28 protein-coding genes and 1 tRNA gene are annotated in these 23,479 nt (G+C 35.1%); 22 read left to right on the top strand and 7 right to left on the bottom strand.

The genetic code is table 11. The features are described 5' to 3' along the window. Positions 1-145: 145 nt before the first annotated feature. Complete coding sequence (locus tag ACPF63_RS18370; RefSeq protein ID WP_426480865.1) at positions 146-3,118, top strand: SusC/RagA family TonB-linked outer membrane protein; 2,973 nt, start codon at positions 146-148, stop codon at positions 3,116-3,118. 11 nt (positions 3,119-3,129) lie between these two features. Next, entirely contained in the window at positions 3,130-4,635 is a 1,506-nt protein-coding gene (locus ACPF63_RS18365; protein WP_077413733.1) for a RagB/SusD family nutrient uptake outer membrane protein, read from the top strand. Positions 4,636-4,722: 87 nt separating this feature from the next. Here ACPF63_RS18365 and ACPF63_RS18360 read toward each other — a convergent pair whose 3' ends face one another. Next, complete coding sequence (locus ACPF63_RS18360; RefSeq protein WP_426480864.1) at positions 4,723-4,974, bottom strand: hypothetical protein; 252 nt, start codon at positions 4,972-4,974, stop codon at positions 4,723-4,725. 135 nt (positions 4,975-5,109) lie between these two features. Between ACPF63_RS18360 and ACPF63_RS18355 the strand changes: the two genes are divergently transcribed. The 11 genes from ACPF63_RS18355 to ACPF63_RS18305 all read left to right on the top strand — a co-directional run bounded on the left by ACPF63_RS18355 (position 5,110) and on the right by ACPF63_RS18305 (position 11,470). Continuing rightward, entirely contained in the window at positions 5,110-5,727 is a 618-nt protein-coding gene (locus tag ACPF63_RS18355) for a hypothetical protein (protein ID WP_426480863.1), read from the top strand. Positions 5,728-5,730: 3 nt separating this feature from the next. Further along, positions 5,731-6,168 (top strand): hypothetical protein, encoded by a 438-nt coding sequence (locus tag ACPF63_RS18350; RefSeq protein WP_426480862.1) that lies wholly within the window; start codon positions 5,731-5,733, stop codon positions 6,166-6,168. Between the two features lie 181 nt (positions 6,169-6,349). After that, on the top strand, positions 6,350-6,640 hold the full coding sequence (locus tag ACPF63_RS18345) for a winged helix-turn-helix domain-containing protein (protein WP_426480861.1): 291 nt from the start codon (positions 6,350-6,352) through the stop codon (positions 6,638-6,640). Between the two features lie 65 nt (positions 6,641-6,705). Next, entirely contained in the window at positions 6,706-6,996 is a 291-nt protein-coding gene (locus ACPF63_RS18340) for a hypothetical protein (RefSeq protein ID WP_426480860.1), read from the top strand. Positions 6,997-7,021: 25 nt separating this feature from the next. Further along, positions 7,022-7,354, top strand: coding sequence for a hypothetical protein (locus ACPF63_RS18335; protein WP_077413727.1), 333 nt, complete (start codon positions 7,022-7,024; stop codon positions 7,352-7,354). A gap of 11 nt (positions 7,355-7,365) precedes the next feature. Then, entirely contained in the window at positions 7,366-7,851 is a 486-nt protein-coding gene (locus tag ACPF63_RS18330) for a Coq4 family protein (protein WP_426480859.1), read from the top strand. A gap of 11 nt (positions 7,852-7,862) precedes the next feature. Then, positions 7,863-8,180: a hypothetical protein gene (locus tag ACPF63_RS18325; protein WP_426480858.1), complete on the top strand. Its 318-nt coding sequence runs from the start codon at positions 7,863-7,865 to the stop codon at positions 8,178-8,180. Between the two features lie 37 nt (positions 8,181-8,217). Continuing rightward, the gene (locus ACPF63_RS18320; RefSeq protein ID WP_426480857.1) at positions 8,218-9,588 is read left to right on the top strand and encodes a DUF4153 domain-containing protein; all 1,371 of its coding nucleotides are present in this window, start codon (positions 8,218-8,220) and stop codon (positions 9,586-9,588) included. Positions 9,589-9,594: 6 nt separating this feature from the next. After that, the gene (locus ACPF63_RS18315) at positions 9,595-10,284 is read left to right on the top strand and encodes a DUF1361 domain-containing protein (RefSeq protein ID WP_426480856.1); all 690 of its coding nucleotides are present in this window, start codon (positions 9,595-9,597) and stop codon (positions 10,282-10,284) included. 72 nt (positions 10,285-10,356) lie between these two features. Further along, positions 10,357-10,896, top strand: a complete 540-nt coding sequence (locus ACPF63_RS18310; RefSeq protein WP_426480855.1) for a hypothetical protein — start codon at positions 10,357-10,359, stop codon at positions 10,894-10,896. 61 nt (positions 10,897-10,957) lie between these two features. After that, positions 10,958-11,470, top strand: coding sequence for a hypothetical protein (locus ACPF63_RS18305; RefSeq protein WP_077413722.1), 513 nt, complete (start codon positions 10,958-10,960; stop codon positions 11,468-11,470). A gap of 83 nt (positions 11,471-11,553) precedes the next feature. Here ACPF63_RS18305 and ACPF63_RS18300 read toward each other — a convergent pair whose 3' ends face one another. The 4 genes from ACPF63_RS18300 to ACPF63_RS18285 form a co-directional block, all read right to left on the bottom strand. Continuing rightward, positions 11,554-13,212, bottom strand: coding sequence for a S8 family peptidase (locus tag ACPF63_RS18300; RefSeq protein WP_426480854.1), 1,659 nt, complete (start codon positions 13,210-13,212; stop codon positions 11,554-11,556). A gap of 252 nt (positions 13,213-13,464) precedes the next feature. Continuing rightward, a complete protein-coding gene (locus ACPF63_RS18295; RefSeq protein WP_426480853.1) occupies positions 13,465-14,061 on the bottom strand; it encodes a hypothetical protein in 597 nt (198 codons plus the stop codon). A 9-nt stretch (positions 14,062-14,070) separates the two neighbouring features. Continuing rightward, positions 14,071-14,520: a D-aminoacyl-tRNA deacylase gene (gene dtd / locus ACPF63_RS18290; RefSeq protein WP_426480852.1), complete on the bottom strand. Its 450-nt coding sequence runs from the start codon at positions 14,518-14,520 to the stop codon at positions 14,071-14,073. An 8-nt stretch (positions 14,521-14,528) separates the two neighbouring features. Continuing rightward, on the bottom strand, positions 14,529-14,984 hold the full coding sequence (locus ACPF63_RS18285) for a hypothetical protein (RefSeq protein WP_426480851.1): 456 nt from the start codon (positions 14,982-14,984) through the stop codon (positions 14,529-14,531). Positions 14,985-15,093: 109 nt separating this feature from the next. Between ACPF63_RS18285 and greA the strand changes: the two genes are divergently transcribed. The 8 genes from greA (at position 15,094) to ACPF63_RS18245 (ending at position 21,621) form a co-directional block, all read left to right on the top strand. Continuing rightward, complete coding sequence (gene greA / locus ACPF63_RS18280; protein WP_047420150.1) at positions 15,094-15,564, top strand: transcription elongation factor GreA; 471 nt, start codon at positions 15,094-15,096, stop codon at positions 15,562-15,564. Between the two features lie 49 nt (positions 15,565-15,613). Beyond that, on the top strand, positions 15,614-16,003 hold the full coding sequence (locus ACPF63_RS18275) for an HIT family protein (RefSeq protein WP_077413717.1): 390 nt from the start codon (positions 15,614-15,616) through the stop codon (positions 16,001-16,003). Positions 16,004-16,070: 67 nt separating this feature from the next. Further along, complete coding sequence (gene clpX / locus ACPF63_RS18270; protein WP_077413716.1) at positions 16,071-17,258, top strand: ATP-dependent Clp protease ATP-binding subunit ClpX; 1,188 nt, start codon at positions 16,071-16,073, stop codon at positions 17,256-17,258. Positions 17,259-17,332: 74 nt separating this feature from the next. Next, positions 17,333-19,315, top strand: coding sequence for a T9SS type A sorting domain-containing protein (locus ACPF63_RS18265; RefSeq protein WP_426480850.1), 1,983 nt, complete (start codon positions 17,333-17,335; stop codon positions 19,313-19,315). A gap of 5 nt (positions 19,316-19,320) precedes the next feature. Further along, a complete protein-coding gene (locus ACPF63_RS18260; RefSeq protein WP_047383050.1) occupies positions 19,321-19,542 on the top strand; it encodes a hypothetical protein in 222 nt (73 codons plus the stop codon). A 61-nt stretch (positions 19,543-19,603) separates the two neighbouring features. Further along, entirely contained in the window at positions 19,604-20,896 is a 1,293-nt protein-coding gene (locus ACPF63_RS18255; protein ID WP_426480849.1) for a TlpA family protein disulfide reductase, read from the top strand. Positions 20,897-20,940: 44 nt separating this feature from the next. Further along, positions 20,941-21,014 (top strand) — tRNA-Met (locus tag ACPF63_RS18250). A 304-nt stretch (positions 21,015-21,318) separates the two neighbouring features. After that, positions 21,319-21,621 (top strand): hypothetical protein, encoded by a 303-nt coding sequence (locus ACPF63_RS18245; RefSeq protein ID WP_426480848.1) that lies wholly within the window; start codon positions 21,319-21,321, stop codon positions 21,619-21,621. Between the two features lie 154 nt (positions 21,622-21,775). Here the strand turns inward: ACPF63_RS18245 and ACPF63_RS18240 are convergent, their stop codons facing one another. Together ACPF63_RS18240 and ACPF63_RS18235 are read right to left on the bottom strand one after the other, a co-directional pair. Then, positions 21,776-22,321: a type II toxin-antitoxin system HicB family antitoxin gene (locus ACPF63_RS18240; RefSeq protein WP_426480847.1), complete on the bottom strand. Its 546-nt coding sequence runs from the start codon at positions 22,319-22,321 to the stop codon at positions 21,776-21,778. A gap of 6 nt (positions 22,322-22,327) precedes the next feature. Next, a complete protein-coding gene (locus ACPF63_RS18235) occupies positions 22,328-22,585 on the bottom strand; it encodes a type II toxin-antitoxin system HicA family toxin (RefSeq protein ID WP_288436962.1) in 258 nt (85 codons plus the stop codon). Positions 22,586-22,657: 72 nt separating this feature from the next. On the opposite strand from ACPF63_RS18235, the gene ACPF63_RS18230 reads away from it, so the two are divergent. Next, positions 22,658-23,434, top strand: a complete 777-nt coding sequence (locus ACPF63_RS18230; RefSeq protein WP_426480846.1) for a hypothetical protein — start codon at positions 22,658-22,660, stop codon at positions 23,432-23,434. The last annotated feature ends 45 nt before the right edge of the window (positions 23,435-23,479 follow it).

Here is a 23,479-nt window from a genome sequence, read left to right as displayed (position 1 = left end):
TTTAACATATTTTTTTAATAAATAGTCAAATTTTGATTAAAATTTTAAATTGATTAAATTTAATTAATTAAAATATCATTTTCTTTACGTTTTCAATAGTTTTTATTGTATATATTTGCTTTCATGCTGTTAAAATATGTTAAATATGAAAATGAAATTAATATTGAGTACTGCTGTGCTGTTCTTTGTAGGAGGACATCTGGTGGAGGCTCAAAAAACAAAACGTGACACAATACCGCAGGATACTAAGATTGATGAGATCGTTGTGGTAGCTTATGGAAGCCAGAAAAGGGAAACTATGGTAGGTTCCAATACCGAAGTAAAAGCTAAACAATTTGCAGACCGGCCCATAACGAGTATCGGACAAGCTTTAGACGGAGCGAGTGCCGGGGTTAAAGTAAGTACCGGTACAGGACAGCCGGGAAGTTCGCCAAGTATTCAAATCCGTGGAATAGGTTCTTATGGTATTACAACAAATCCTTTATATGTAGTAGATGGGACCATATATACCGGTTCTCTTGCTGCTATCAATCCCAATGATATTGCTTCATTCAATATCCTGAAAGATGCTGCCTCTACCTCGTTGTATGGTTCTGCAGCCGCCAATGGAGTTGTTTTGATCACCACAAAATCAGGTAGAAAAGGAAAAGATGCTTTCAACTTTAGTATGAGTACCGGAGCGGTAGGAAGATCAATTCCGGAATATGACAGAATAAATGTTTATCAGTATTATCCGCTTATCTGGGAAGCTATCAGAAATGGGAGATTTGCATCTAATCCGGGATTAGGGCTCGCAGATGCTAATAATTATGCTTCGATAGTTTTGGTTACTGGAAATGCACAATATGGACCGGGTGTTCTAAAAACGAATGTATTTAATGTTGACCCTCATCAATTAGTTATTAATGGTGTTTTAAATCCTGATGCTAAACTTAAATATACAGATTTAGACTGGCAAAAACCTTTGATGAATACAGGTTTCAGACAGAATTATGAATTGAATTACAGTGGAGGAAGTAATACAACGACGTACTTTTCTTCAGTAGGATATACCAATGAAACAGGATATCTTATCAAATCAGATTTTGAAAGATTTACAGCAAGATTGAAAGTAGATTCACAGGTTAAAAGCTGGTTGAAATTAGGAACAAGTATCAGTGGAGTATCTTCTAATGGAAACAATTCCGTGGAAGGTGTGGATAATAATTCCGCTTATATCAACCCATACAGATGGACAAGAACGATGGGGCCTATTTATAGCCCTTATGCTCATGATCCCAATACATTTGCAACCCTTTATGATAGTGCAGGGAACATAGTATATGATCCGGGAAGTGCCAGAGGTGCAGATGCTGCAGCGGGAAGAAACGTTATTCAGGAAACGCTTTTAAATAAGGATCTTTCTAAAAACTATTATATCATTTCCAGAGCCTATGCTGAAATCAAAGTAGATCCGTATCTTACTTTATCTACCAATGTAGGATACGACATCAGAAATAACAGAAGAAGTACCTATGGAAATAAAATTATCGGAGATGCTGCTCCGGGAGGTTCAGCAGAGAAGTATAGCTTTACGGAGCAGACTTTTACCTGGAATCAACTCTTAAACTATAAAAGAAAATTCAACGATCATAATTTTGAATTCCTTTTAGGACATGAAAGCTATAAATTCATGTATGAATATCTGTACGGATATAAAAAAGGCCAGATTGTTGACGATAATGATGAGTTGATCAACTTTGTAACGCCTGCAACACTTACTTCCCGTACAGACAATTATAGAAAAGAAGGGGTGTTTTCAAGATTGAATTATGATTACAAATCAAAATATTTACTTTCAGGATCTATCCGTTGGGATGGCTCATCCAGATTTGCCAAAGATGTAAGATGGGATTCATTCTGGTCTGTTGGTGCAGGATGGAGATTAAAAGGAGAAGAGTTTTTAAGTAATTCTAACCTTATCAGTGAACTGAAATTGAGAGGTTCATATGGTGAAGTTGGAAACGACAGAACAGACAGTTATTATATGTACAAAAGTACTTATACCTTAGGATATAATAATGCTCAGGAACCTGGAATCTTATTTGGTTTCTTAGCAGATCCTACCATAACATGGGAAGCTAATAAGCAAACTGATGTAGGGATTGATTTTGGCTTTTTAAATAACAGAATTACAGGATCTGTAGAATACTATAACAGAGTTACTGAAGATTTGATCTTCCCCGTTCCTCTTCCAGTTTCTGCAGGTGTTCCGGATAATACGATCAGTAGAAATGTGGGAACAATGTATAACCGTGGATTTGAATTCAGTATTAATGCGGACGTTATTAAAACTCAAAATTTCACATGGAATATCAATGCGAATGCATCAACACTGAAAAACCAGGTTACAGAACTTACTGATGGGATCACGGAAATCATCAATGGAACGAAGAAAGTTTCTGTAGGACACTCAATATATGATTATTGGTTAAGACAGTGGTATGGAGTAGATCCGGCGGATGGTTCACCTTTATTTCTGGTTGCTGATGCGTTTGCTAATACAACAGCTGCTGATATCAGAACCGTGAACGGTCAAAAAGTGACGACCAATTTTAACAAAGCAAAGTATGATTATTCCGGGACCGCAATTCCTGATTTGTTTGGAAGTTTTGGAACAGCGATTACTTATAAGCAGTGGTCATTGTCAGCAATGTTTACTTATCAGTTAGGCGGAAAAACCTATGACTCCAACTATGCCGCACTAATGTCTGCTTACTCACAAGGAGGGGCTTTAAGTACAGATATTCTGGATAGATGGACTACTCCGGGGCAGATCACAGATGTACCTGCATTGAACTCGTCAACATATACAAGTTCAAATGCCGGTAATTCATCAAGATGGCTGGTGAGCTCAGATTTTATAACATTCAGACAGGCTACATTAAGTTATAGCTTTGCTCCGGAAACTTTATCTCAACTTGGAGTATCAGGATTAAGAATTCTTGTTTCTGGTGAAAATTTATGGAGTAAAACAGCCAGAAAAGGATTGGAACCAGCTCAGGCAGCCAACGGTACTGCATCAAACAGATATACTCCGGCGAGAGTGGTAACTATAGGATTTAATGTGTCATTTTAAATAATTAAGTAATGAAAAATATCAAAAAACAATATATAAAATGGGCTGTTGTCCTTTCAGTCTTTACAGGAATGGTTTCGTGTGAGAGCGATTATCTTGAAACAGATCCTACGACTGCAGCCTCTGAAGAGGCGGCTTATTCAAGTGCAGCTAACCTTATGGCGATTGTCAATGGGATGCATAGAGATATGTATTCAAGACAAAATGATAGCCAGGGACAAAATGGTCAGGGAGGTATTATGATTATGATGGATGCCTTGGCTGATGATCTTGTATTTCCATCTACAGGAAACGGCTGGTATGTATCAACAGTAAGATGGCAGGACCAGGTGAATGAAAGTGGATCCAATGATTTTTATCCTTACCAGTTTTACTATGCGTTGATCAGAAATGCAAATTTAGTTATTGCGAATGGTCCTTCAGTTCCTGCACCAACTGCCGCAGATGCTGCTACTATTAAAACAGCAATTGGTGAAGCATATGCCTTCAGAGCTTTCTGTTATTACATGTTGGTTCAGATTTATGGTAAGAGATATGTACCGGGTGCTAATAATACACAGCTTGGAGTTCCAGTCAGACTAGTGGCGAATGAAATACCTTTAGCAAGGAATACAGTTGAAGAGGTGTATACCCAGATCAACAAAGATCTTAATGAAGCAGCGACGAGACTTGCAGGAGTTACCAGAGCTACAAAATCACATTTCAATGACAAAGTGGTTTTAGGATTAAGAGCTAGAATTGCATTGACACAAGGGAATTACGCTGCTGCTATAACGGCTGCTCAGTCGGCTCGTGCAGGGTTTCCATTGATGGATAATGCTACTTATACTGCCGGCTTTAATAATTTGGCAGGTGTTGGTGAGTGGATGTGGGGAGCTACAATCATAGCAGATCAAGGAGATACATTTTCAAATTTTGGGGCGTATATGTCAAGAAACTTTAATTCAACCAATATTCGTCAGGCTCCAAAAGCGATTAATAGTAAATTATTCCTGTCATTCCCATCTACAGATATTAGGACTAAGAATTTTGATCCAACAGGAGCACATACTGGACTAAGTTTACCTTCAACATACTCTAAATTCCCATACACAGGACAGAAGTTTCTTGCGGCAAGTCAGGCAGACAGTAGAGTAGATGTTCCTTATATGAGAGCTGCAGAAATGTATCTTATTGAAGCGGAAGCTTTGGCTAGATCTGGAGACGAAGCTGGTTCTAAAGCTGTTTTCAATATATTTGCGAAAAACAGAAACATTTCTTACACGGGAGCCACTACAACAGGGGCTGCATATATCACTGAAATTCTTGACAGCAGAAGGCTGGAATTCTGGGGTGAAGGGTTCAGGTTCTTAGATCTTAAGAGATTGAATCTTGGTTTGGATAGAACAGGAGCGAACCATTCTTCTGTAGTTACCAATAACGTAATGACCGTTGCTAATACAGACCTACGTTGGGAATTCCTGATTCCAAGAACTGAGATTAATGCCAATCCATTGATTGTTCAAAACCCACTATAAAAACAACAAATTTTAATATATTCTGAGAACCTCGCTTTTGGCGGGGTTTTCTTTTTGTTAAAACGAAAATCAGTTGCTGCAGAGCAATTACAATTTTCTGATAGAAAGGGCTGTTTTGCTGTACTTTAAATAAATGACAACGGCTTTTGTTCCGGTCTTATATTGAGAATAATATTCAGGGTTCACCAGGATTCCCAAAAGTGAACAGCCACCCAGGATGGCAGGCATTATGCGGGTTAGTTTTCTTTGCTCTTCTTCAATTTTTTTTACTTCCTCATCACTCAGAGGGATATTTTCCTCCAATTGTACCTGCGGACAGTCTATTGGTATTTCTGACATAGTAAGTCAATTAAATTATATTTTCTTAAAGTTAAGAATTGCCGAAATGGGATATGAAAAAAGATTAATAAAATTTAAAATAATTAATTGGCAGATTCAAAATAAATTATAACTTTGTAATTCAAAGTTCTTTTTATGGAAGCAAAAAACTATCACGAAGACTTATCTCATATCCGTTCCATGATGGAGCGGTCTTCCAGATTCATTTCTTTAAGTGGGTTATCCGGAGTTGTTGCCGGATTAACGGCAATTATTGGGGCTATATATGTGTATTTTGTTTTTCAGAGGGAAGGAATCAGCTATTTTGATGGAGACAGAAATATTCTCGGTCCGGCGTTAGTGAAAGAGCTTGTGCTGATTGGCATCATAATTCTGATTGTTGCCATCCTCAGTGGTTATATTTTTACCGTCAATAAAAGCAAAAAGAAAGGCTTGAAGATCTGGGATGCTACTACAAAACGACTTTTGATTACCTTTGCAGTTCCCTTAGTGGCAGGAGGGATTTTTTGTCTGGCTCTTCTTTATCATCACCTTTTTGTTTTCATAGCTCCGGCTACGCTGATCTTTTATGGATTGGCTCTGGTGGCTGCAGAAAGATATACCTTAACGGATGTGAAATATCTGGGATATTTTGAGATCATTTTAGGTCTTATTTCTTTATTTATTCTAGGCTGGGGATTAGTATTCTGGGCAATTGGTTTTGGAGTTTTGCATATTGTGTATGGATTGATTATGCATAAGAAGTATAAATAATAAGTGAATAGTTTTTTCAAATATCTACTGATAATTTTTTCTGTAATTGGAGGAGTATTTTTGATTGGTTCTATTGTAACGGTTTTAATGATTGGCTGTGCCTTTGGGAGTTTTGATAAAAGTTATTCGGTATCTGAATTAAAGGATGAATATTATTCAAAAGAAACTGAAATTAAAGATCTGATAAATTATTATAACAAAATCAAACCTAAAAATTATTCTGTAGATATAGAATTTAAAAATGATAAAATATTTGAAAGATTAAGGATAACATCTAAAGATTCGTCCAATGTGATTTATCAAGACTGGAATCTGAATTCTAATGTTTTATTTACAGAAAAGTTTAAAGATTTAACAGGGTGGAATAAAAGCCAGGTTGCAGTTTTAAAAAATAAATTAGATAAAGCAAACTGTATTTCTGTAGAAGATGAGAACCTTTAAAAATAGGTTTTAAAAGGAGTGGCTTGGGAATGTTTTCTTTTAATGTTTTTCAAGAAATAAATACTGACCGAAGTAAATATAATGACGGTTGTGAATATATATTGGTAAACAGAGATATAGCTTTTCAATATGGAGGAGGAGCGGTTGGAGGTCAATGTTTTCCGGATAAAAATTAAAAATTATGATCAAAATAAATCAACTCAATAAAGAATTCGAAAGCCGTGTAAGACTGGGCATCATGTCCGTTCTTATGGTCAACGACTGGGTTGATTTTTCAGAAATGAAGGCTTTATTGGAAATTACAGATGGAAATCTTGCCAGTCACAGTAATGCATTGGAAAAAGCAGGCTATATTGAAGTAAAAAAAGAATTTGTCGGGAAGAAGCCCAAAACCTCTTATCGTGTTACACAGAGTGGAAGACAGGCATTTACCGAACATTTGGATGTTCTTGAAAAATTATTGGGACGATAGTCCTATATTTTTTTGAAAATTAACTTTGAATTACAAAGTACTTTATAATTTAAACTTTAAATAAAATGATAACACAAAAACAAAAAACAGTCACAATCTATGCCTTGCCATTGGTTTTATTGTGTATTCCATTGCTGGGGAATCTATTTTCTAAAGAAGTAAACTGGTCAGCTTCAGATTTTCTGATAGCAGGAGCATTACTCTTTACAACAGCTTTTTTGATCAACATGGTCAGAAATAAAATTAAAAAACAAAGTAAGAAAGTCCTGATCAGTATTTTCATTTTGCTGGCTCTTGCGTTGATCTGGATCGAGCTTGCTGTAGGCATTTTTGGAAGTCCGTTTGCCGGAAATTAATTGGTTGGATTACTTATTTAAAAAAATGATGAAAGATTCAGAAATAATAAATCAAAAAATGGTAAAAGGCCAGGAAATTCTATACCTCGGGAAGTCTCTGTTTGCAGTGTTTGTGGTGTTGGGGAGCATGTGTCTTATTGGATACCTGACAACAAAGATGGAAGAATTTGCAATAGGAGGATATATGCTGCTAATTTTTGGAACATATTTGAACTTACTGGCAATACTAGGACTGTTGATCTATGGCTTAGTATACAGATCAAGATTGAATGAATGTCTGAAAGCTATTGGAATTCTTTTGATCAATATACCCATTGCAATTCTTTATACAGCCATAGGACTTAATAGTCTGCATTAAATAAATATACTATGAAAAAAATACGCGTTCAGTTTTTGCTTTTTGTGTACGACAAAACTCAAAAATTATACAGAAAATACTTTAAAAAGAAAAAAAGACAATGGCAGTTCAATGAAAAACAGCTGCTGGAATTTCAGGAAGATTCTCTGGGGAGAAAACTTGGTGAATTTTACAGAAAACATGGGTTTTCAATGATTCCCAAAATGGAAAACCACGATGTACACCACCTGATAACCGGTTGTGGAACCAACTTCGAGGATGAAATTGCCATGCAGTATCTGCTCTTAGGAAATGGTAAATTCAATGCACATCTTTTGGCAGCAATCGTATTAGGAACAATTATTCTGCCTGAATATGTGAAAATTTATATCAAAGCCTATAAAAAGGGACAAAATATGCGTGCTTTCTATCACTGGGATTTTGAGGGGTTGTTGAGCCAGAAGTATGAACATGTAATGGATTTTATTCAACAGAAAGAAACCGTTGTTCTTCATTAAAACGAATGACCATGAAGAAAATAAAATTCAGTCCGTTTGGGAAAAGATCATTCATCATTTCTTTTCTGCTGGGAACACTTCTACTGGCTGCATTTTGGTTGATAAGAGCAGAGTTTTTTATTGAGCTGGGCTTTTATTATGTATTGGTTACCGCTGTGATTAATATGTTTATTCTTCTGCATGAGCTTATTATCTATCTTACCGATATTTCAGATCAGAAAGCATCTGGCAATTCAGTTTTACTTTTACTTGTCAATATTCCGATAACAGTCTTGTATCTCTATATATTGACGCAGTTTAGCTGGCTCGATGAGGTTCTCAAAATCTAACTCTTTTAATCTTTTAATTTTTCAATCTTTAAATATCATGAAAACACATCACTATATATTTCTTACCGCCATCCTGTTTGTCATTGTCTTCTACGATCAGGATATGGGACTGAACCTTGGAATTCTGGGAATCATTTATGCCGTATTAACCCTGTTTAAGACTCCGGAGAAAAATAAAACAAGAACCCTGTATATTCTTTTTGCAACAAGCATTTTATCCAGTATTGCATTTGCGTGGTATGGAGATTTCCCTTCCTTTATTGCGGTGGTCAGTTCGCTGCTTTTGCTGGGATATAAATCAAAGAACAGAAGGCTGAAAATTCTCTTTTTGATTCCGGTTTTTATTGTGAATTGCTGCACTTCATTCTGCCGTTTTTTCAGTTTTGATGAATGGCTTCCCAAAAAGAATGTTCCCGGATTGTGGCAAAAGACATTCGCTTTCATTGTCATTCCGCTGGTGCTGGTTTCCGTTTTCTTTGGAATTTATTCCGCTGGAAGTGATCATTTTGCTGCCCTTTTCACAGATTATGAACTGGATATTAATCTGTGGCAGGTATTCTGTCTCTTTGTATTGGGCTTTTTTATTGCCTTCAATTACTGGAACTACGCTGTGGAAAAACTCATCTACAAAAACAACCACTTTTTGGATAATGAGTTTCAAAAAGATTCCCGGATACCGAAGGCTACCTATTCTTTTCTTGATCTCAGTGCCGAAAGAATGAGTGGAGTCATCTCTTTTGTTCTGCTGAATATTTTACTGATCTTCTTTATTATTACTTACAATTACGAACAGTTTTATGAAACAGTAAAAACACCCGTTCAGCTTTCAGAAGAAACCCATGAAAGGGTGAATGCCGTCATCATATCTATCATAATGGCTATTCTGGTTATCATGTTTTATTTTAAATCAGGATTTAATTTTGATCCGAAAGCAGGATTATTGAAAATCTTAGCCAAAATCTGGATTTTCCTCAATGTTATCCTTGTCGTGTCAGCCGCTGTTAAAAATTATGAGTACATCGTGAATTATGCATTCACTTATAAAAGACTGGGCGTTTTTGCTTTCCTGCTTTTATCAATAGTGGGTCTTGCTTTGACCTTTATTAAAATTCAAAAGAAGAAAAGAAACATATTCCTTGTCAACACAATGGTTTGGTATTTTTATGGAACCATTTTAGTATGCAGTTGCTTCAATTGGGGAGGCTTTATTACTTCCCAGAACATGCAAAGAAAAGATTTTGCAGTCAACTACCATTTAACTTCTATCAATTTCAGCGAAAAAGCCCTGTTGAGGTATGCAGAAGAAAAAAATGATCAGAAACTTAAAAAGACCTTGCAGGCGAAAGTGAAAAAAGAAACCTCCAAAACATTCCTTTCACAGATTATTTACTATCAAACCATTCAATAGCCGATCATGAAAAAGCTCGTTGCCTCTTCAAGGTTTAAAATCAATATGCTGCTGATATTGATGACTGTATTCTGTTTCAGTCTCTCTGCCTTCAGATATTATATAAGTGATACAAAGGTGTTTTTGTTTCTCAACTGGAATCTTTTTCTGGCATGGATTCCTTTATTACTAAGCTCTTTTATCCTTGCTTTTAATATCAAAAGTAAAATATCACTGATCTTTATTATTGTCGTCTGGATTTTGTTCTTCCCCAATTCACCCTATATTCTCACAGACCTCTTTCATCTGAGGGCGAGAAATTCAATACCGGTATGGTATGATCTGATTGTCATTCTTTCCTATGCGTGGACGGGTCTGATATGTGGTTTTATAAGTCTTAATGATATTGAAAAAAGCCTTTCTGCGTATGGTAAGAGAAGCAGTATCAATGGAGTGATTATATTCTTTCTTTTCATGAGCAGTTTTGGAGTTTATCTGGGAAGATTTCTGAGATGGAACAGCTGGGATGTGCTCAATAATCCTTTTGGTCTGTTCTCTGATATTATAGTACGGTTTATTTATCCGCTGGAATATACCAAGACATGGGGTGTCACTGTTTTGATGGGAATTATGCTCAATTTTATGTATTTTACATTTAAATGGGTTGAAACAAATAACGAAAGAGAATTGAAGCCGGAAAATAATTTAGTAGAGTAGGATTGGAACAGTTTTAGCATTTAATAGAGTTCACCAGAATGATATGTTGGTACATTCTTAAACTTAATTATTATGAAAAAAAGCTTATTGTTGATTCCATTGATTATTATTTCATGTAAAAAAGAACCTGCCGTGACAGCAGTTCAGGACAAGGATTCTACAATTGTAACAGAAATGCCGGATTCCGTTGTAAAAGCAGATTCTGCAGCATTGAGAAAAAGAGATTCAATTATTAACAATGCTCCCGCTACCAAAGAAGTTTTGCGTAAAGGCGTAATGAGAACTGAAAAAGAAGGGCAGATCATAAGAACTGCAGATGCTACCCAGCTTCCTTTTACATTGGGAGAAGAATTTAAAAAAGATGATCAGGAATTGGTTTTAAAACTGACGCATTACGACCGCCCGAATATCAAAGCAAAAATTTCAACCAAAGAGAAAGATTTCAATATCCGTTTCAATCAGATCAAACTTCCTAATGGAGACTACGATGGACCTTTCGGAAGAGAAATCACTTATGATACTCCGGGAAAAGGCGAAGTATGGCTGATTATCGGGAAAAGTAATATGGCTTCCGGAAATACCAAGGGAAATTTTACCATAAATGTGGAGTAAGACCAAATCAATTTGGTACAATTTCTGCAAACTAAACTCTGAAGTTTAAAAATTTAAAATTATGAAAAATATAGTTCTAACAGCAATGGCCGCTTCAGCTGTACTCGTAAGTTGCGGAACCGTACAGTCGCTGGTTCAGAATACATTTCCCTACACAACGAATGTTTTAATTTCTACAGGTGTTCCTGCAGATAAAGAAGTTTCTTCCACTGCAACAGCTACCAATGTACAGACATGGTTTGGAGGAAATAACAATGCAAAGATTAAAGACGTAAGAATTTCAGATGCTAAAATTTCTGTGGCTTCCCCTTCAGGAGGAAATCTGAGTGCATTCAAAACGGTTAAAATATATGTTTCATCCAACGGAACAGGAGAAAGATTGATTGCTTCACGCTCCAATATATCAACCAACTCTTCCAGCTTAAATTTGGATCTGAATGATACAGGATTTCTGGATGAAATTGTAAAAAGCTCAGGATTGACAGTAAGAACAGTCTATGAACTGAAGAATCAAACCTCTTCAGACATGAACATTAAAGTAGCCCTGAATTTCAGCAGCGTTCCTGCGAAATAACCGGATAAAAATTGATAATAAAAACCCTCTTTCAGTATTCTGAAAGAGGGTTTAATGTGAAGTAAAATGTATAAAAAATGTTATTATAGTTTTGTGAATTTCTCAACAACCCTTCTTTGGCCTTCATTAATATTGATGATATATTGACCCATTGGCAGTTGTGAAATATCAATTTTTTCATTAGGCAAAACAGCACTTTTGATCACTGTACGCCCCTGAAGATTGATGATTTCAAAATCCAGCTTTTTGTTTTCTGTACTTTGAATAGCAATAGTACTGCTGGATGGATTAGGGTAGATTTTAACCTCCAGCGGAGACAATGTTTTTACAGGGGTAGCAAATTTACTTTCCAATTGCAGTATCGCATTTTTTACATTAGGAAGAGGTCCGATTTTCTGACCGGTTACAGTTCCTCCCTGAGGAATTCCTGTAGAAATCAAGAGGTTTTTCATCGCAGAGGGTGTTAGGTTCTGACCTGTAGTCTGACGATAGAAAGACTGAATTAAAATAGCTGCAGAAGATACTACAGGTGTTGCAGAACTTGTCCCGCTAAAATAATTATAAGTCCTGTTGTTATCATTATCATATTTGGCATAAGAACCATAGCCTGCAGCAAGAACACTGCTTCCCCAGCCCTGAACATCCACTCTGTTTCCATAAGTACTGAAGCTTAATTTTGAATGGGTGGTATTGGGAGACCCTGCTCCTACAATGATAGCACCGCTATTTCCTCTGGCAAGATAAGTTGCATAAAACGGATCATCCAGATTCTGATTTCCGTTACCTGCAGCGGCAATGATAATAATTCCTGAATCGGTAGCTGCTTTCGTAAGATCCCAGATTACTTTGTCATACTCTGCAGGACAATACTGGCCGTCTTTTCCTCCTGTCTGCATTTCATATAAAATAATGTCGCCTGACTGGGAAGCATTAATAGATCTGCTTACGGCAGATGCTCTGTTGTATCCCACAGTGGTCCATTCCATATATCCTTTTATTTCAGAAGTACTGTAGGCAGCACCCGTAAGCCCGATGTTATCTTTTATTGAACCTAAAATACTCACCACTGCAGTTCCGTGGTCACGGTAGTTATTATTAGCTAATCCTGCATTCGGAGAATATCCCGGTTCAAGCTGTATAGAGTTTTGGTTGGTAAGCATCTCATGAGTTTTGTAAAAACCATATTCAACATCCCTTACACGAATATTCTGTCCGGTAATTCCTCTTGACCAAGCATATTTTGCATTGATTCCCGGATTGTCATTCAGGTAAGTCTGAATACTTTCCAGATCAGGTGTGGCTACAAAAGCATTTACCAAAGGAGGTTCAATAGGAGCCGCACTCATCACAGATACATATTCTATTTCAGGGAATCTTTCAAGACTGTGAATGATTTTTTGAATAGTTTCTTCGTTTTGAAGAGGCAGATCAGCCTTATAAATTCTTTTCAGCTTTTCTACAGATTCTGAGGAGTTTCCAATTGCTTTGCTGCTTCTGGCCATTTCATCAAGTTTGCGGTCTGTAAAATCCAGATCGTACTTAAATGAAATGTTATTTTCTCTTGAAAATCTCTCCAGTTCAGCATTTCTGCTGAATGCAGTTTTTTCTGAATTGATGCCTTTTGAAAAGCATACATAGATGATTGAATTTTGATCCTGATTAAGTTTGGGCTGGCTTTCCTGACCAAAAGACAGGGAAGAGCAGAACGCAAACAATGCGAAAAGGTTGATTTTTGTTTTCATACGATTTTGTTAAATGGTTGTAAATCAGTTTTGATTTATCCCAAAAATAATAATAAAATAAAAACAAATCACATTTTTGTGAATTTATTTTTTGTTTTTTTATTTCTCCTTTGTATAAAGACTCTTATCAATTTTTTATGATAAACTTCACCGCTTTTGAAACCTGTGGGGTTGGGAAAATAGACCTTCTATGATTACAAAAAACCATCCAGGATCACTGAATGGTTGTGTTGAGGTATGTAGGTATAATTTTTAAAAATCATCAAACCAGTTTAATGTGTTCTTATGGTAAATTACTTTCTGCTTATTCATGATCCGGTACTGAATACCCATACTGTCCTGATTGACATTGATGAGTTTTGCTTTCTGGATCGGCAGGCTTTTATCATCTAAATAAGTCTCATTAGAAGACCATACTATTTTTTCTATAATGCTTGAATAAGGAATTCTTGAGATTTGTTTTTCAAAGATTCCTTCTTTCTTGTAAATCGTAATAAGCGGTTTGTAAAGTGCTCCCGGACGTCCTCTTTCCATTCTGTAAGTATCATTCAGCTGAATTCGCTGGTCACAGCCTATAGTTGAAAAATAATGGAGGATGCCAAAAAAGGGAATCATCATAGGTAAAATGCTGAGAACGATTCCTGAGATTAAAAGACCAAAATATACTTTAATCACTTTTTTATTCCAAAACCTGATAATGATAAAAATGGTCATCAACAGCCAGAGCCAGTTAATGATTTTATCAACGTAATATCCGGCGAAGCTATAGTTGTTCAGGCTTAATACTATTCCAAACTGGAAAATTAAAGTCACTGCAAGATAAGCAATGACTATATTTTTGTTACTCATTTCTGTCATTTAACCTTTGGTAACCGAATCCATTACGATCGTGACAGGTCCGTCGTTGACCAGGGAAACCTTCATGTCCGCTCCGAAGATTCCACTTTCCGTCTTTAATCCGGATTGCGCTATTTCTTCTTTAAAATAATCAAAAAGAGGTATAGCTTTATCAGGTTTTGCTGCTTTTATGAAAGACGGGCGATTGCCTTTTTTGTAATCTGTAATCAATGTAAATTGGCTGATACAAAGGATTTCTCCTGAAATATCTTTGACAGAAAGATTAAGTTTACCCTCTTCATCTCCAAAGATTCTTAGGTTTAAAACCTTCTGTACAAGCCAGTCTGCATCTGTTTTTTCATCATTTTCATCCACACCTACCAGCAGCATTAATCCTTTTCCTATTTCACCAACAATTTTTCCGTCTACTTTTACACTGGCTTCAGAGACTCTCTGTATAACGATCTTCATTTTGTATTCTAATAATAAACATTTAAAGTTTTGCTTGGAGCATCATAGTTGGAAGGGTAGGTTTTAGGCGGCAGAGATGTTTTAGCTCCAGCTTCTGGCTGCCCCGTACTTAAGATCCATCTTGTGTTGTCCTGCGGGCAGATAATAGCGATATTATCCTTTACCTCAAGGGTTGTATTATTATCAGGACATATGTGAGGAGCATTTCTGTCGTATACCTTAAATCCATTTGCAGTTCGGACAATAATCAGTCCTCTTGTTCCGGACTGCTGTTCATTCACATAAATCCAGCCGTTAATATTGTTCAAAGCATAGTAGGCAGGCAGGTTTAGATTAAGGGATACATTAATGGGAGTATTGGGGAAACAGTTCACAGTATCTTCTCTGCTTCCACAAGAGATTATGATTAAGTTGCTGAAAATCAATATACTGAAAATGGATAAGATTGAAAAAGTTTTTTTCATTTCAATTTAAATTTTTATATATTTGTAAAAATAAAACGATTACAACACGAAAACATTGTCCGGCAAATGTCGGATTATTTTTTTATACTAAAACTAAATTTTGAAAATTATGGCAAGCTATGTAACTAAGGAGGGCCTAGAGAAAATGAAAGCTGAGCTGGAACAGTTGGAAACTGTAGAGAGACCAAAAATCACTCAGCAGATCGCGGAAGCAAGGGACAAAGGTGATTTGTCAGAAAATGCAGAGTACGATGCAGCTAAAGAGGCTCAGGGGATGCTTGAAATGAGAATTTCTAAGCTGAAAGACGTTATCTCTACTTCTAAAATTATAGACGAAAGCCAATTAGATACTTCAAAAGTTTCCATCTTAACAACAGTGAAACTTAAAAATAATGCTACCAAGCAAGAGCAGGTATTTACATTGGTACCGGATAACGAAAGTGACCTGAAGACAGGAAGAATTTCTGTAAACACTCCTATTGCAAAAGGTCTGTTGGGAAAAGCTGTTGGCGAAACTGCCGAAATTACTTTACCAAACGGAAACAAACTGTCTTTTGAAGTATTAGACATTTCTTTATAGTCTGATACAGTTTCTAAACTTCTAATATCTACCCCTAACTTCTGATAAAATGAGCACTATATTCACAAAGATCATCAATGGCGAGATTCCCTCCTATAAGATTGCAGAAAATGAAAACTTTATTGCGTTCTTAGATGCAATGCCTTTGGTGAAAGGACATACTTTAGTAGTTCCGAAAAAAGAAGTGGATTTGATTTTTGATCTTGAAAGTGAAGAATACAAAAACCTTTGGGGATTTGCCCAAGAGGTAGCCAAGAAGATCAAAACTGCAATTCCATGTGTAAGAGTAGGAGTAGCGGTGGTAGGACTTGAAGTTCCTCATGCACACATCCATCTGATTCCTTTAAACAAGGTGGAAGACATGAATTTTAGAAATGAAAGATTAAAATTAACGAACGAAGAATATACAGAGATTCAACACTCAATTATTAATTCTTAACAATCAGAAAATCGTAAAAAAGTAATTTTTTACGATTTTCTTTAACATATACATATTATTATATCATATGAACTCAAACCAATGTTCTTTCTGTGGCAGAAAAAGAAATGAAGTACAGATGCTGATTTCTGGCCAGAATGGTTTTATTTGTGAAAATTGTATAGAGCAGGCGCACGCTATTGTAAAAGATGGTGCATCCAAAACAGGATATTCACCTGCCGACAGTATGGCTGAACTTAAAAAGCCAAAAGAGATCAAAGAATTTCTTGATCAGTATGTGATCGGGCAGGATCAGGCAAAAAAACAGCTTTCTATTGCTGTATATAATCATTATAAGAGATTACTCCACGCTCAGGACGAAAACAGAGAAGTGGAACTTGAAAAGTCAAATATCATCATGATAGGGGAAACGGGAACAGGTAAAACTCTTTTGGCAAAAACTATCGCCAGAGAACTGAATGTTCCTTTCTGTATTGTAGATGCCACTATTTTAACGGAAGCAGGATATGTAGGAGAGGATGTTGAAAGTATTCTGTCCAGACTTCTGATGGTCGCAGATTATGATGTGGAAAAAGCAGAAAAAGGAATTGTCTTCATCGATGAGATTGATAAGATCGCAAGAAAATCAGACAACCCGAGTATTACAAGAGACGTTTCCGGAGAAGGAGTACAGCAGGGATTATTGAAACTGCTGGAAGGAAGTATTGTCAATGTTCCGCCGCAGGGAGGTAGAAAACATCCGGATCAGAAATATATCCAGGTCAATACTCAGAACATCCTGTTTATTGCTGGTGGCGCTTTTGACGGAATTAAAGAGATTATTGAAAGAAGAATGAACAAGCAGGCAATAGGGTTCAGTTCTGAGAAAATCAATAAAACCGGTGAAGACGAATATATATTAACAAATATTAATGCAATTGATCTTCGTACTTTCGGATTAATTCCGGAACTTTTAGGAAGATTTCCAATCATCACTTACCTCGATAAACTCACGAAAGAGACCTTGGTAAGAATTATGAAAGAGCCAAAAAATTCAATTGTGAATCAATTTGTGGAACTTTTTAAGATGGATGGTACAGATTTGGTAATAACAGATGGTGCAATTGAAAGAATCGTAGAGGAAACTATTGAAAAAGGATTAGGCGCAAGAGGGTTGAGAGGTACTACCGAAAAAGTTCTAGAAGACTATATGTTTTCAATAGGAGAGGACAAAGAGATCACCTTGACGGAAGATAATGTTTTGATTAATAGATAAAATATTTTTTTTTTAAGAAAAATAATAATACCTTTGCGGGTGAAGATTGTATTAACACACAAATAATTTATACAATGAGAAAAAGTTTATTTGCTATAGGTCTTTTAGCAATTAGTTACTCTGTTCAGGCGCAGATACTATGTCATGTTGACACTAATGCTAATATGTATGTGAGCGAAGGCACCCTAGTTTATAGCGGTGGAGGTGTACAGACAAAAGGTAATGGTCTTTTGGACGTACATGGAAATATCATGGTTGTAGGATCTGCTACGGATAATTTTAAGACAATTGATGATGGCGGTGCTGATAAGACTGACGGTGGAAATATCATCTTAAGACTTAATACCCCTGGTTCTTTTGCTACTTCCACGTATGGTCAGTTGTACATTGACGGATTATCCCAATCCAACATTTCAGGTATTGTTACCAAAGAATACAGAACTACAAGTAACGGTACCGGTAATTATTTCCAGCAAGTTGCTTTGCCTTTCTCTGGTAAAGCTTACAATTCATTATCTACTGAAGTTGGTAAAACTTTCAATACCGGAAGATATGACAATCCAATTCTTAAGTGGGATAATGCGAATGCTGTTTCTATTACCACGTTGAATCTAGCTCCTACCTCAACTACTTGGGATGCTTCAGGTTATTATATGCTAAAGGTTAAAAATAATGACTGGAATCCAAGCGCTCCTGCATCAGGAACCGTATTCAATATTAACGGGAAACCATATGCGCCATATGCGGGTGCTGTAACATTACAGAACGCAGGGAAGTCTAATGTGGGAGCCTCTAATGTTGTGTTCGGAACTAACGGTAATGCTCTAAACCAATACAATGAGAAGTACAACACTTATCTTGATGATAGTTTTGAGTTTACTACGAATGCATGGTCTGGAACATTCGGCCAAAATTTTTACCAATTCGGAAACCCTTTCCTTACCAATTTAGATTTAGCTAACATTGGATATACTGAAAGTGTTACAGGATCTGATGGAAATGCTGTGAAAAATATCTGGGGTATTGAATATGACCCAGGTACAATTGTGACTCTTCCAAGTGGTTCTACTTATGCTACATCTGCTAAGGTAGTTACTTTCTTACCTACAGGTGACGGAGTAGCTCCAGCTATTGGTGACGTAGATTTACTTGTAATCAAACCTATGCAGTCATTTAAAATAAAGTTAAGAGACAATACGGCTCAGACTTTAAATTTTAATACACTGAGAAGATTCAAATCTACTGCAAGAACAGCAGGTATCAATTATGATGTAACAGCAGCTAGAATGGCTGGCACTGGCAAGAATATAACCAATACTGTAAAACAGCTTGGTGTAATCGGTCTTGATGCTAATGGAAAAGAACTTTCCAGAACATACTATGTTGTTTCTCCATCATTAACGACAGGGCACCAGATTTCTGCCGCAACTTCAGTTCAGTCTTCAGCGGGTAAAAATATCATCGGTACTTTTGAAGAATCTTTGAATGGTGGGTATGATAATAATTATACTAACTATTGGTTATATATTAACGAAGCTAATGAGAGTAACTTCCAGGGGAAAAATGTTAAGTTAGTTAACTACTATCTGGATCAGGTGAAATCTTATAAATTCGAGATCAGAGAAAATGCAGTGCTAATCCCAGCTGGTGCACACCAGTTATCTTCAGGACTTGGGTTCTATTATAAAGCCGAAAACGGAAACTTAATAGAAGCTAAACAAGGAGATGTTATAGCGGTGACAAATGAAGAAGCTAATTTGTATTATGGAGAACCAAGTAATATTACTTTAGCAGTAGATAAAAACAATACTACTGCATCAAGAACACTTGTAGTGTATGATCCATCTATTACAAATTACATTGTAAGATTTGATCCAAAATGGAAAAAAGCAGATATTCAAGTTTATGATATGAGCGGTAAACTAGTAATCTCTAAAAAAGCGGTTGATGCATCCAGAGATTTTGTAATCGAGCTTGATGGCTCAGTTAAAAATTCATATGTTGTAAAAATCGTTTCTGATAAGGGAGAAACTGTTAACACTAAAATCTTAAAATAAACCACATGAAAACTATTAATAAACTAGTATTAGCTCTTTTTCTTTTTGCTATAACTTTAGCAAATGCAGCCCCACCACAACCACAACCAGCTCCAACAGGAAGTGGAAATGGAGGAAATGGTACCGGAGCACCAGCGCCTATTGATATGTACGTATATATACTTGGTATTGTAGCAATTGTATTTATTGTTTACTTTACAAAAAAGTACAAAAGCGTAAAAGCATAAAATTTTATTAAAATAATATTAAACTCTCTGATTAATCAGAGAGTTTTTTTATTTTTACTCTATGAAAAAGATTTATACGCTATCTGCGGTTTTGGCTGCATTTGCTCTGCAGGCTCAATTTACAGTTACCATTCAGACTCCGGCAGACTTTAAAGATCAGGACGCTATTCTATATACATTAAACGGTTCGAAAGATATTATTGTTACCAAAGAACAAAGTAAGAATAGTACGTGGACTTTTAAATACCCAAGCAGTTATATGGGAATGATGAAAGTCTATTTCCCGGGCTCTAATAATACAGTAAGCTTTATTTCTGAAAATAAAAATGTCAACTTTAAACTGGATATCCAGAATAATAAAGTTAAAGATGTTACCTATCTGGATGAAGCGAACAACCTGATGAGTAAGCAGCAGGAAGGCTCACAAAAGAAAGAGCTTATTTTGCCGGCTTTAGCACAGATTAAAGAATATTATAAAGATAATACAGACTTTGGAAAAGCACTGAAAACAGAGATCGACAGACTTTCCGGTACTTCCAGCTCTATTGATGCCGCTCAACATCCATTTATTACCTATTATAACACGAATTACAGTAAATTTATTTCCCCTTCACAAGATGCCACCAAAAAAGTAGATCAGGAGGAAATAATCAACTTTCTGGACAAGTCAAATGATATGCTGGAGACTTCCTCACTACTAAGACCAGTGTTAGTATCTTATCTGAACTCCGGAGGAAATACCAATGTTGCTGCTTCTGTTGATAAACTCTTAGACCGATTAAAAGTGGAAACTCCAAGAGGGCAGACTGTTTTATCAGAACTGATCGATATTTTTGATGTGTATGAGATGGATGAGTACAAGAGCAAATATTTGTCACTTGCCAAAAATCTTAAGTGTACCATCACTGACAGACTTGCATCTACACTGAAATCGAATGCCAATATTGAAATGGGAGCTGCTTTCCCTAACTATAAGTTCCAGTCACCAGTAAATACTACTGCGAAGTCATTATATGATATAAAGGCTGATAAAAAGGTTATTGTGTTTTGGTCATCCACATGCTCACACTGTGAAAGTGAACTTCCGAAACTTCTGGAAAAATATAATGATCTGAAATCAAAAAATATTCAGGTTGTAGGGTTTTCTTTAGATGTTGACAAAAATTCTTATACTAAAAAGATTGCTGCATTTCCTTGGGTGAATGACTCCGAATTGAGAGGATGGAACAGCAGTTACACGGATATGTACAATATTCATGCAACTCCGACGTATTTTATTTTAGATGCTAACAATAAGATTATCAACAAACCAGATCATGTTGGTGATGTTTTGGAATATTTTAAGTTAAAATAATTTTGGAGGTAAAGAAATATTTTCTATATTTGCACCACCAAAAAGGCGAGGTAGCTCAGTTGGTTAGAGCGCAGGATTCATAACCCTGAGGTCACGGGTTCAATTCCCGTCTTCGCTACAATAATAAACCGCAATACATTGATTATCAATGGTTGCGGTTTTTAATTTGTACGGTAAATGTACGGTAAGTTATTTTAAGCCATTTATATTTCCTTTTAGAAATGTTGAAGTTAAAAGAATTTTATAAAATTATTTGATAATTAATATTCTCCTAGGATTCCCAAATCTTTAAGATACTATCCTTTATTTTTTAACCCCATAAAAATTTCTCCATTTCGTTTTTAGCCTTTTCTTAAAAAATAACCCTTTGGTGTTATTTCATAAAATTGATATTAAGTGTAGTTTTGAAAGAAAAATAAACCATGAAAAAACTCTTATTAATTTTAGGATTATTATTCTACTCACTCTTTTACTCTCAAAATTGCTCTGCTTTTTCTGAAGGATGTTGGAATCTTGTGTCATCATCAAACGGAGTTGAATTGTATGTTACACATAAATTTGCAAAAATACCATCATCTAGTAATTTAAACTTAATAGTGTATTCTAAAATTGTTAACACTAATGAAAGTAAGGTCGAATCGATAGCAGCAGAAACACCATTTATTGAAATCAATTATTACCCGATTGCAGGTCTTGCTTTTAACCCCACGAATTCCAGCACCTAGCAGCTTAAATCCAAAACAAACTGTATTGTATCAAGAGATATTTACAACAAACTTTCCAGAAATAAAGTATGTGAAATTTGCTAAAATTGCTTTTAGATTAAACCCATAATAATCTGTTAATATGTAATACAAAAAAACCTCAATTTGAGGCTTTTTATTTGTTATCTGTTAAATGATGCTTTTGTTCTAGGAATTTGGTTACATTCCTTTTGTCTACTACAACATTATTATTACAATCATATTTGAGGATTGTTTTTTTTAAAAATTTTCCATAAGCGTTAGATTCGCTAGGCTCCCAATAGACTTGAGTTATACAATCATCTAACAGACTCTTAACAGAGCTATATTTTTTTTCTGCAAATTTATCCTGTAATTGATTTTTTAAATAAAAATCAAATGCTTCATTTATAATTGCATTTAATTTAACCCCTCTTTCTACCGAAGTAGTAAATAACCTTTCATGAATTTCGGGTGAAGTTCTGACATTGAAAACACCTTTATATTCTTTTTTGATAGGCATTTCATTCTCTTCACACATTTTAATATAATCTTCAACCGCAGTGATAAAATTTTTGGCGAATTCTTCTGCGTTCTCAGCTTCATACATAACAAGACCATTTACTCCTATTAGTTTACCAAAAAACATTGTAGTTTCTTGATCGAACTCTACTGTTCCCTTGATGTCTTTATGTTCAAGCATAGTTCTTTAAATTAAGTTATTGTTTTCTAATTCTTCTATTACTGCTTTTATTTGATAGTGTTTTAAAATATCTGGATTATGTGGTTTATGTAACATTATTACACTTTCAATAGTTTTATTCAAAAATGATACCGCACTTCCAGATGTCCCACCTTTATTATTTTCTTCATATCCTAAAAATATTAATAAAGACTTTAGTTCCGAGTATTCAAAATCTTTCGGTTTTGATTTTAATCTAGCGATAAGTTTATCTTTTTTCGACATCTCATTTTTAATACTTATACAAATGTAACTATTTTTTAGTTACAAAAAAATAAATATATTTGTAAAAAAATTATGATTAGATTATTAACATTATATAGATCACACATTTCTGCTTCTGTGACATTTATCTTAATATCATTTTTTTTCAATTTATCGACTACTTTTTATACTACAGCAGATAATTATAGTAATGAAAGCCTAATAGCTCTAAAACAAAAAAGATTAAATTATTTGGACTCCGTAGATTTTAACTTAGAAAAGAATAATTCCTTACTGCAAAAAATGGTTTCTTTCAAGACAAAATCGGATAGTTTAAGAGAGGCTTCTGAGAAAAGAGGAATAATTGTACTGAAATCTTTGAACTCTTATTTAAATAATAATTACCCCAAAGATTCATTAAAATATTTTTTAAATAAAGTCAATGAAATTAAGGGCGATCTTCCATTTGAAATCGGTATTCTAAAAGCTTATAATGATATCGATCTTAGAGAAAGAAAATCTCAATACACGGCACAATTGAATTTACTTTTATCAGAATACGAAATTGTAAAAGATTTGAGCTTATATTATAAGAAAAAACTAAAGAGAAATAATGCAACGGATAAAAAAATGGAATCTTTTATAATTGACCAAACAGCTTATGATAATTATATAAAAGATTCCCTTTATATCATAAAATTTGATGAATCTGTTCAAAAAAAATATAAAATAGAATTTAAAAATTATGAAAATTTAATTGATGAATATGGGTGGAAGGCAAAATTATATACATTTCTGTGGATCTTTTGCGCTTGTATAACTTTGATTTTATTGATAGTCTCATTTTTCTTGAAATTCTTCAAACAATAATATTTAAAGTCATATAAATTAGACAAAGTACTTTAAAAAAATTAC

The organism is Chryseobacterium sp. R2ACT005, assembly GCF_049949215.1.
In the GTDB taxonomy this organism is placed as follows: domain Bacteria; phylum Bacteroidota; class Bacteroidia; order Flavobacteriales; family Weeksellaceae; genus Chryseobacterium.
The sequence above is the reverse complement of the archived record's forward strand: the minus strand, read 5'-3'. Positions and strand labels throughout refer to the sequence as shown.

Bases quoted from the DNA above. Each gene is read 5' to 3' on its own strand.
- clpX (WP_077413716.1), top strand. From the start codon at position 16,071: ATGAACTCAAACCAATGTTCTTTCTGTGGCAGAAAAAGAAATGAAGTA.
- ACPF63_RS18230 (WP_426480846.1), top strand. From the start codon at position 22,658: ATGATTAGATTATTAACATTATATAGATCACACATTTCTGCTTCTGTG.
- ACPF63_RS18345 (WP_426480861.1), top strand. From the start codon at position 6,350: ATGATCAAAATAAATCAACTCAATAAAGAATTCGAAAGCCGTGTAAGA.
- ACPF63_RS18365 (WP_077413733.1), top strand. From the start codon at position 3,130: ATGAAAAATATCAAAAAACAATATATAAAATGGGCTGTTGTCCTTTCA.
- ACPF63_RS18265 (WP_426480850.1), top strand. From the start codon at position 17,333: ATGAGAAAAAGTTTATTTGCTATAGGTCTTTTAGCAATTAGTTACTCT.
- ACPF63_RS18335 (WP_077413727.1), top strand. From the start codon at position 7,022: ATGATGAAAGATTCAGAAATAATAAATCAAAAAATGGTAAAAGGCCAG.
- ACPF63_RS18340 (WP_426480860.1), top strand. From the start codon at position 6,706: ATGATAACACAAAAACAAAAAACAGTCACAATCTATGCCTTGCCATTG.
- dtd (WP_426480852.1), bottom strand. From the start codon at position 14,520: ATGAAGATCGTTATACAGAGAGTCTCTGAAGCCAGTGTAAAAGTAGAC.
- ACPF63_RS18355 (WP_426480863.1), top strand. From the start codon at position 5,110: ATGGAAGCAAAAAACTATCACGAAGACTTATCTCATATCCGTTCCATG.
- ACPF63_RS18255 (WP_426480849.1), top strand. From the start codon at position 19,604: ATGAAAAAGATTTATACGCTATCTGCGGTTTTGGCTGCATTTGCTCTG.
- ACPF63_RS18300 (WP_426480854.1), bottom strand. From the start codon at position 13,212: ATGAAAACAAAAATCAACCTTTTCGCATTGTTTGCGTTCTGCTCTTCC.
- ACPF63_RS18295 (WP_426480853.1), bottom strand. From the start codon at position 14,061: ATGAGTAACAAAAATATAGTCATTGCTTATCTTGCAGTGACTTTAATT.
- ACPF63_RS18330 (WP_426480859.1), top strand. From the start codon at position 7,366: ATGAAAAAAATACGCGTTCAGTTTTTGCTTTTTGTGTACGACAAAACT.
- ACPF63_RS18240 (WP_426480847.1), bottom strand. From the start codon at position 22,321: ATGCTTGAACATAAAGACATCAAGGGAACAGTAGAGTTCGATCAAGAA.
- ACPF63_RS18275 (WP_077413717.1), top strand. From the start codon at position 15,614: ATGAGCACTATATTCACAAAGATCATCAATGGCGAGATTCCCTCCTAT.
- ACPF63_RS18325 (WP_426480858.1), top strand. From the start codon at position 7,863: ATGAAGAAAATAAAATTCAGTCCGTTTGGGAAAAGATCATTCATCATT.
- ACPF63_RS18245 (WP_426480848.1), top strand. From the start codon at position 21,319: ATGAAAAAACTCTTATTAATTTTAGGATTATTATTCTACTCACTCTTT.
- ACPF63_RS18370 (WP_426480865.1), top strand. From the start codon at position 146: ATGAAAATGAAATTAATATTGAGTACTGCTGTGCTGTTCTTTGTAGGA.
- ACPF63_RS18320 (WP_426480857.1), top strand. From the start codon at position 8,218: ATGAAAACACATCACTATATATTTCTTACCGCCATCCTGTTTGTCATT.
- ACPF63_RS18315 (WP_426480856.1), top strand. From the start codon at position 9,595: ATGAAAAAGCTCGTTGCCTCTTCAAGGTTTAAAATCAATATGCTGCTG.
- ACPF63_RS18305 (WP_077413722.1), top strand. From the start codon at position 10,958: ATGAAAAATATAGTTCTAACAGCAATGGCCGCTTCAGCTGTACTCGTA.
- ACPF63_RS18260 (WP_047383050.1), top strand. From the start codon at position 19,321: ATGAAAACTATTAATAAACTAGTATTAGCTCTTTTTCTTTTTGCTATA.
- ACPF63_RS18235 (WP_288436962.1), bottom strand. From the start codon at position 22,585: ATGTCGAAAAAAGATAAACTTATCGCTAGATTAAAATCAAAACCGAAA.
- ACPF63_RS18310 (WP_426480855.1), top strand. From the start codon at position 10,357: ATGAAAAAAAGCTTATTGTTGATTCCATTGATTATTATTTCATGTAAA.
- greA (WP_047420150.1), top strand. From the start codon at position 15,094: ATGGCAAGCTATGTAACTAAGGAGGGCCTAGAGAAAATGAAAGCTGAG.
- ACPF63_RS18360 (WP_426480864.1), bottom strand. From the start codon at position 4,974: ATGTCAGAAATACCAATAGACTGTCCGCAGGTACAATTGGAGGAAAAT.
- ACPF63_RS18285 (WP_426480851.1), bottom strand. From the start codon at position 14,984: ATGAAAAAAACTTTTTCAATCTTATCCATTTTCAGTATATTGATTTTC.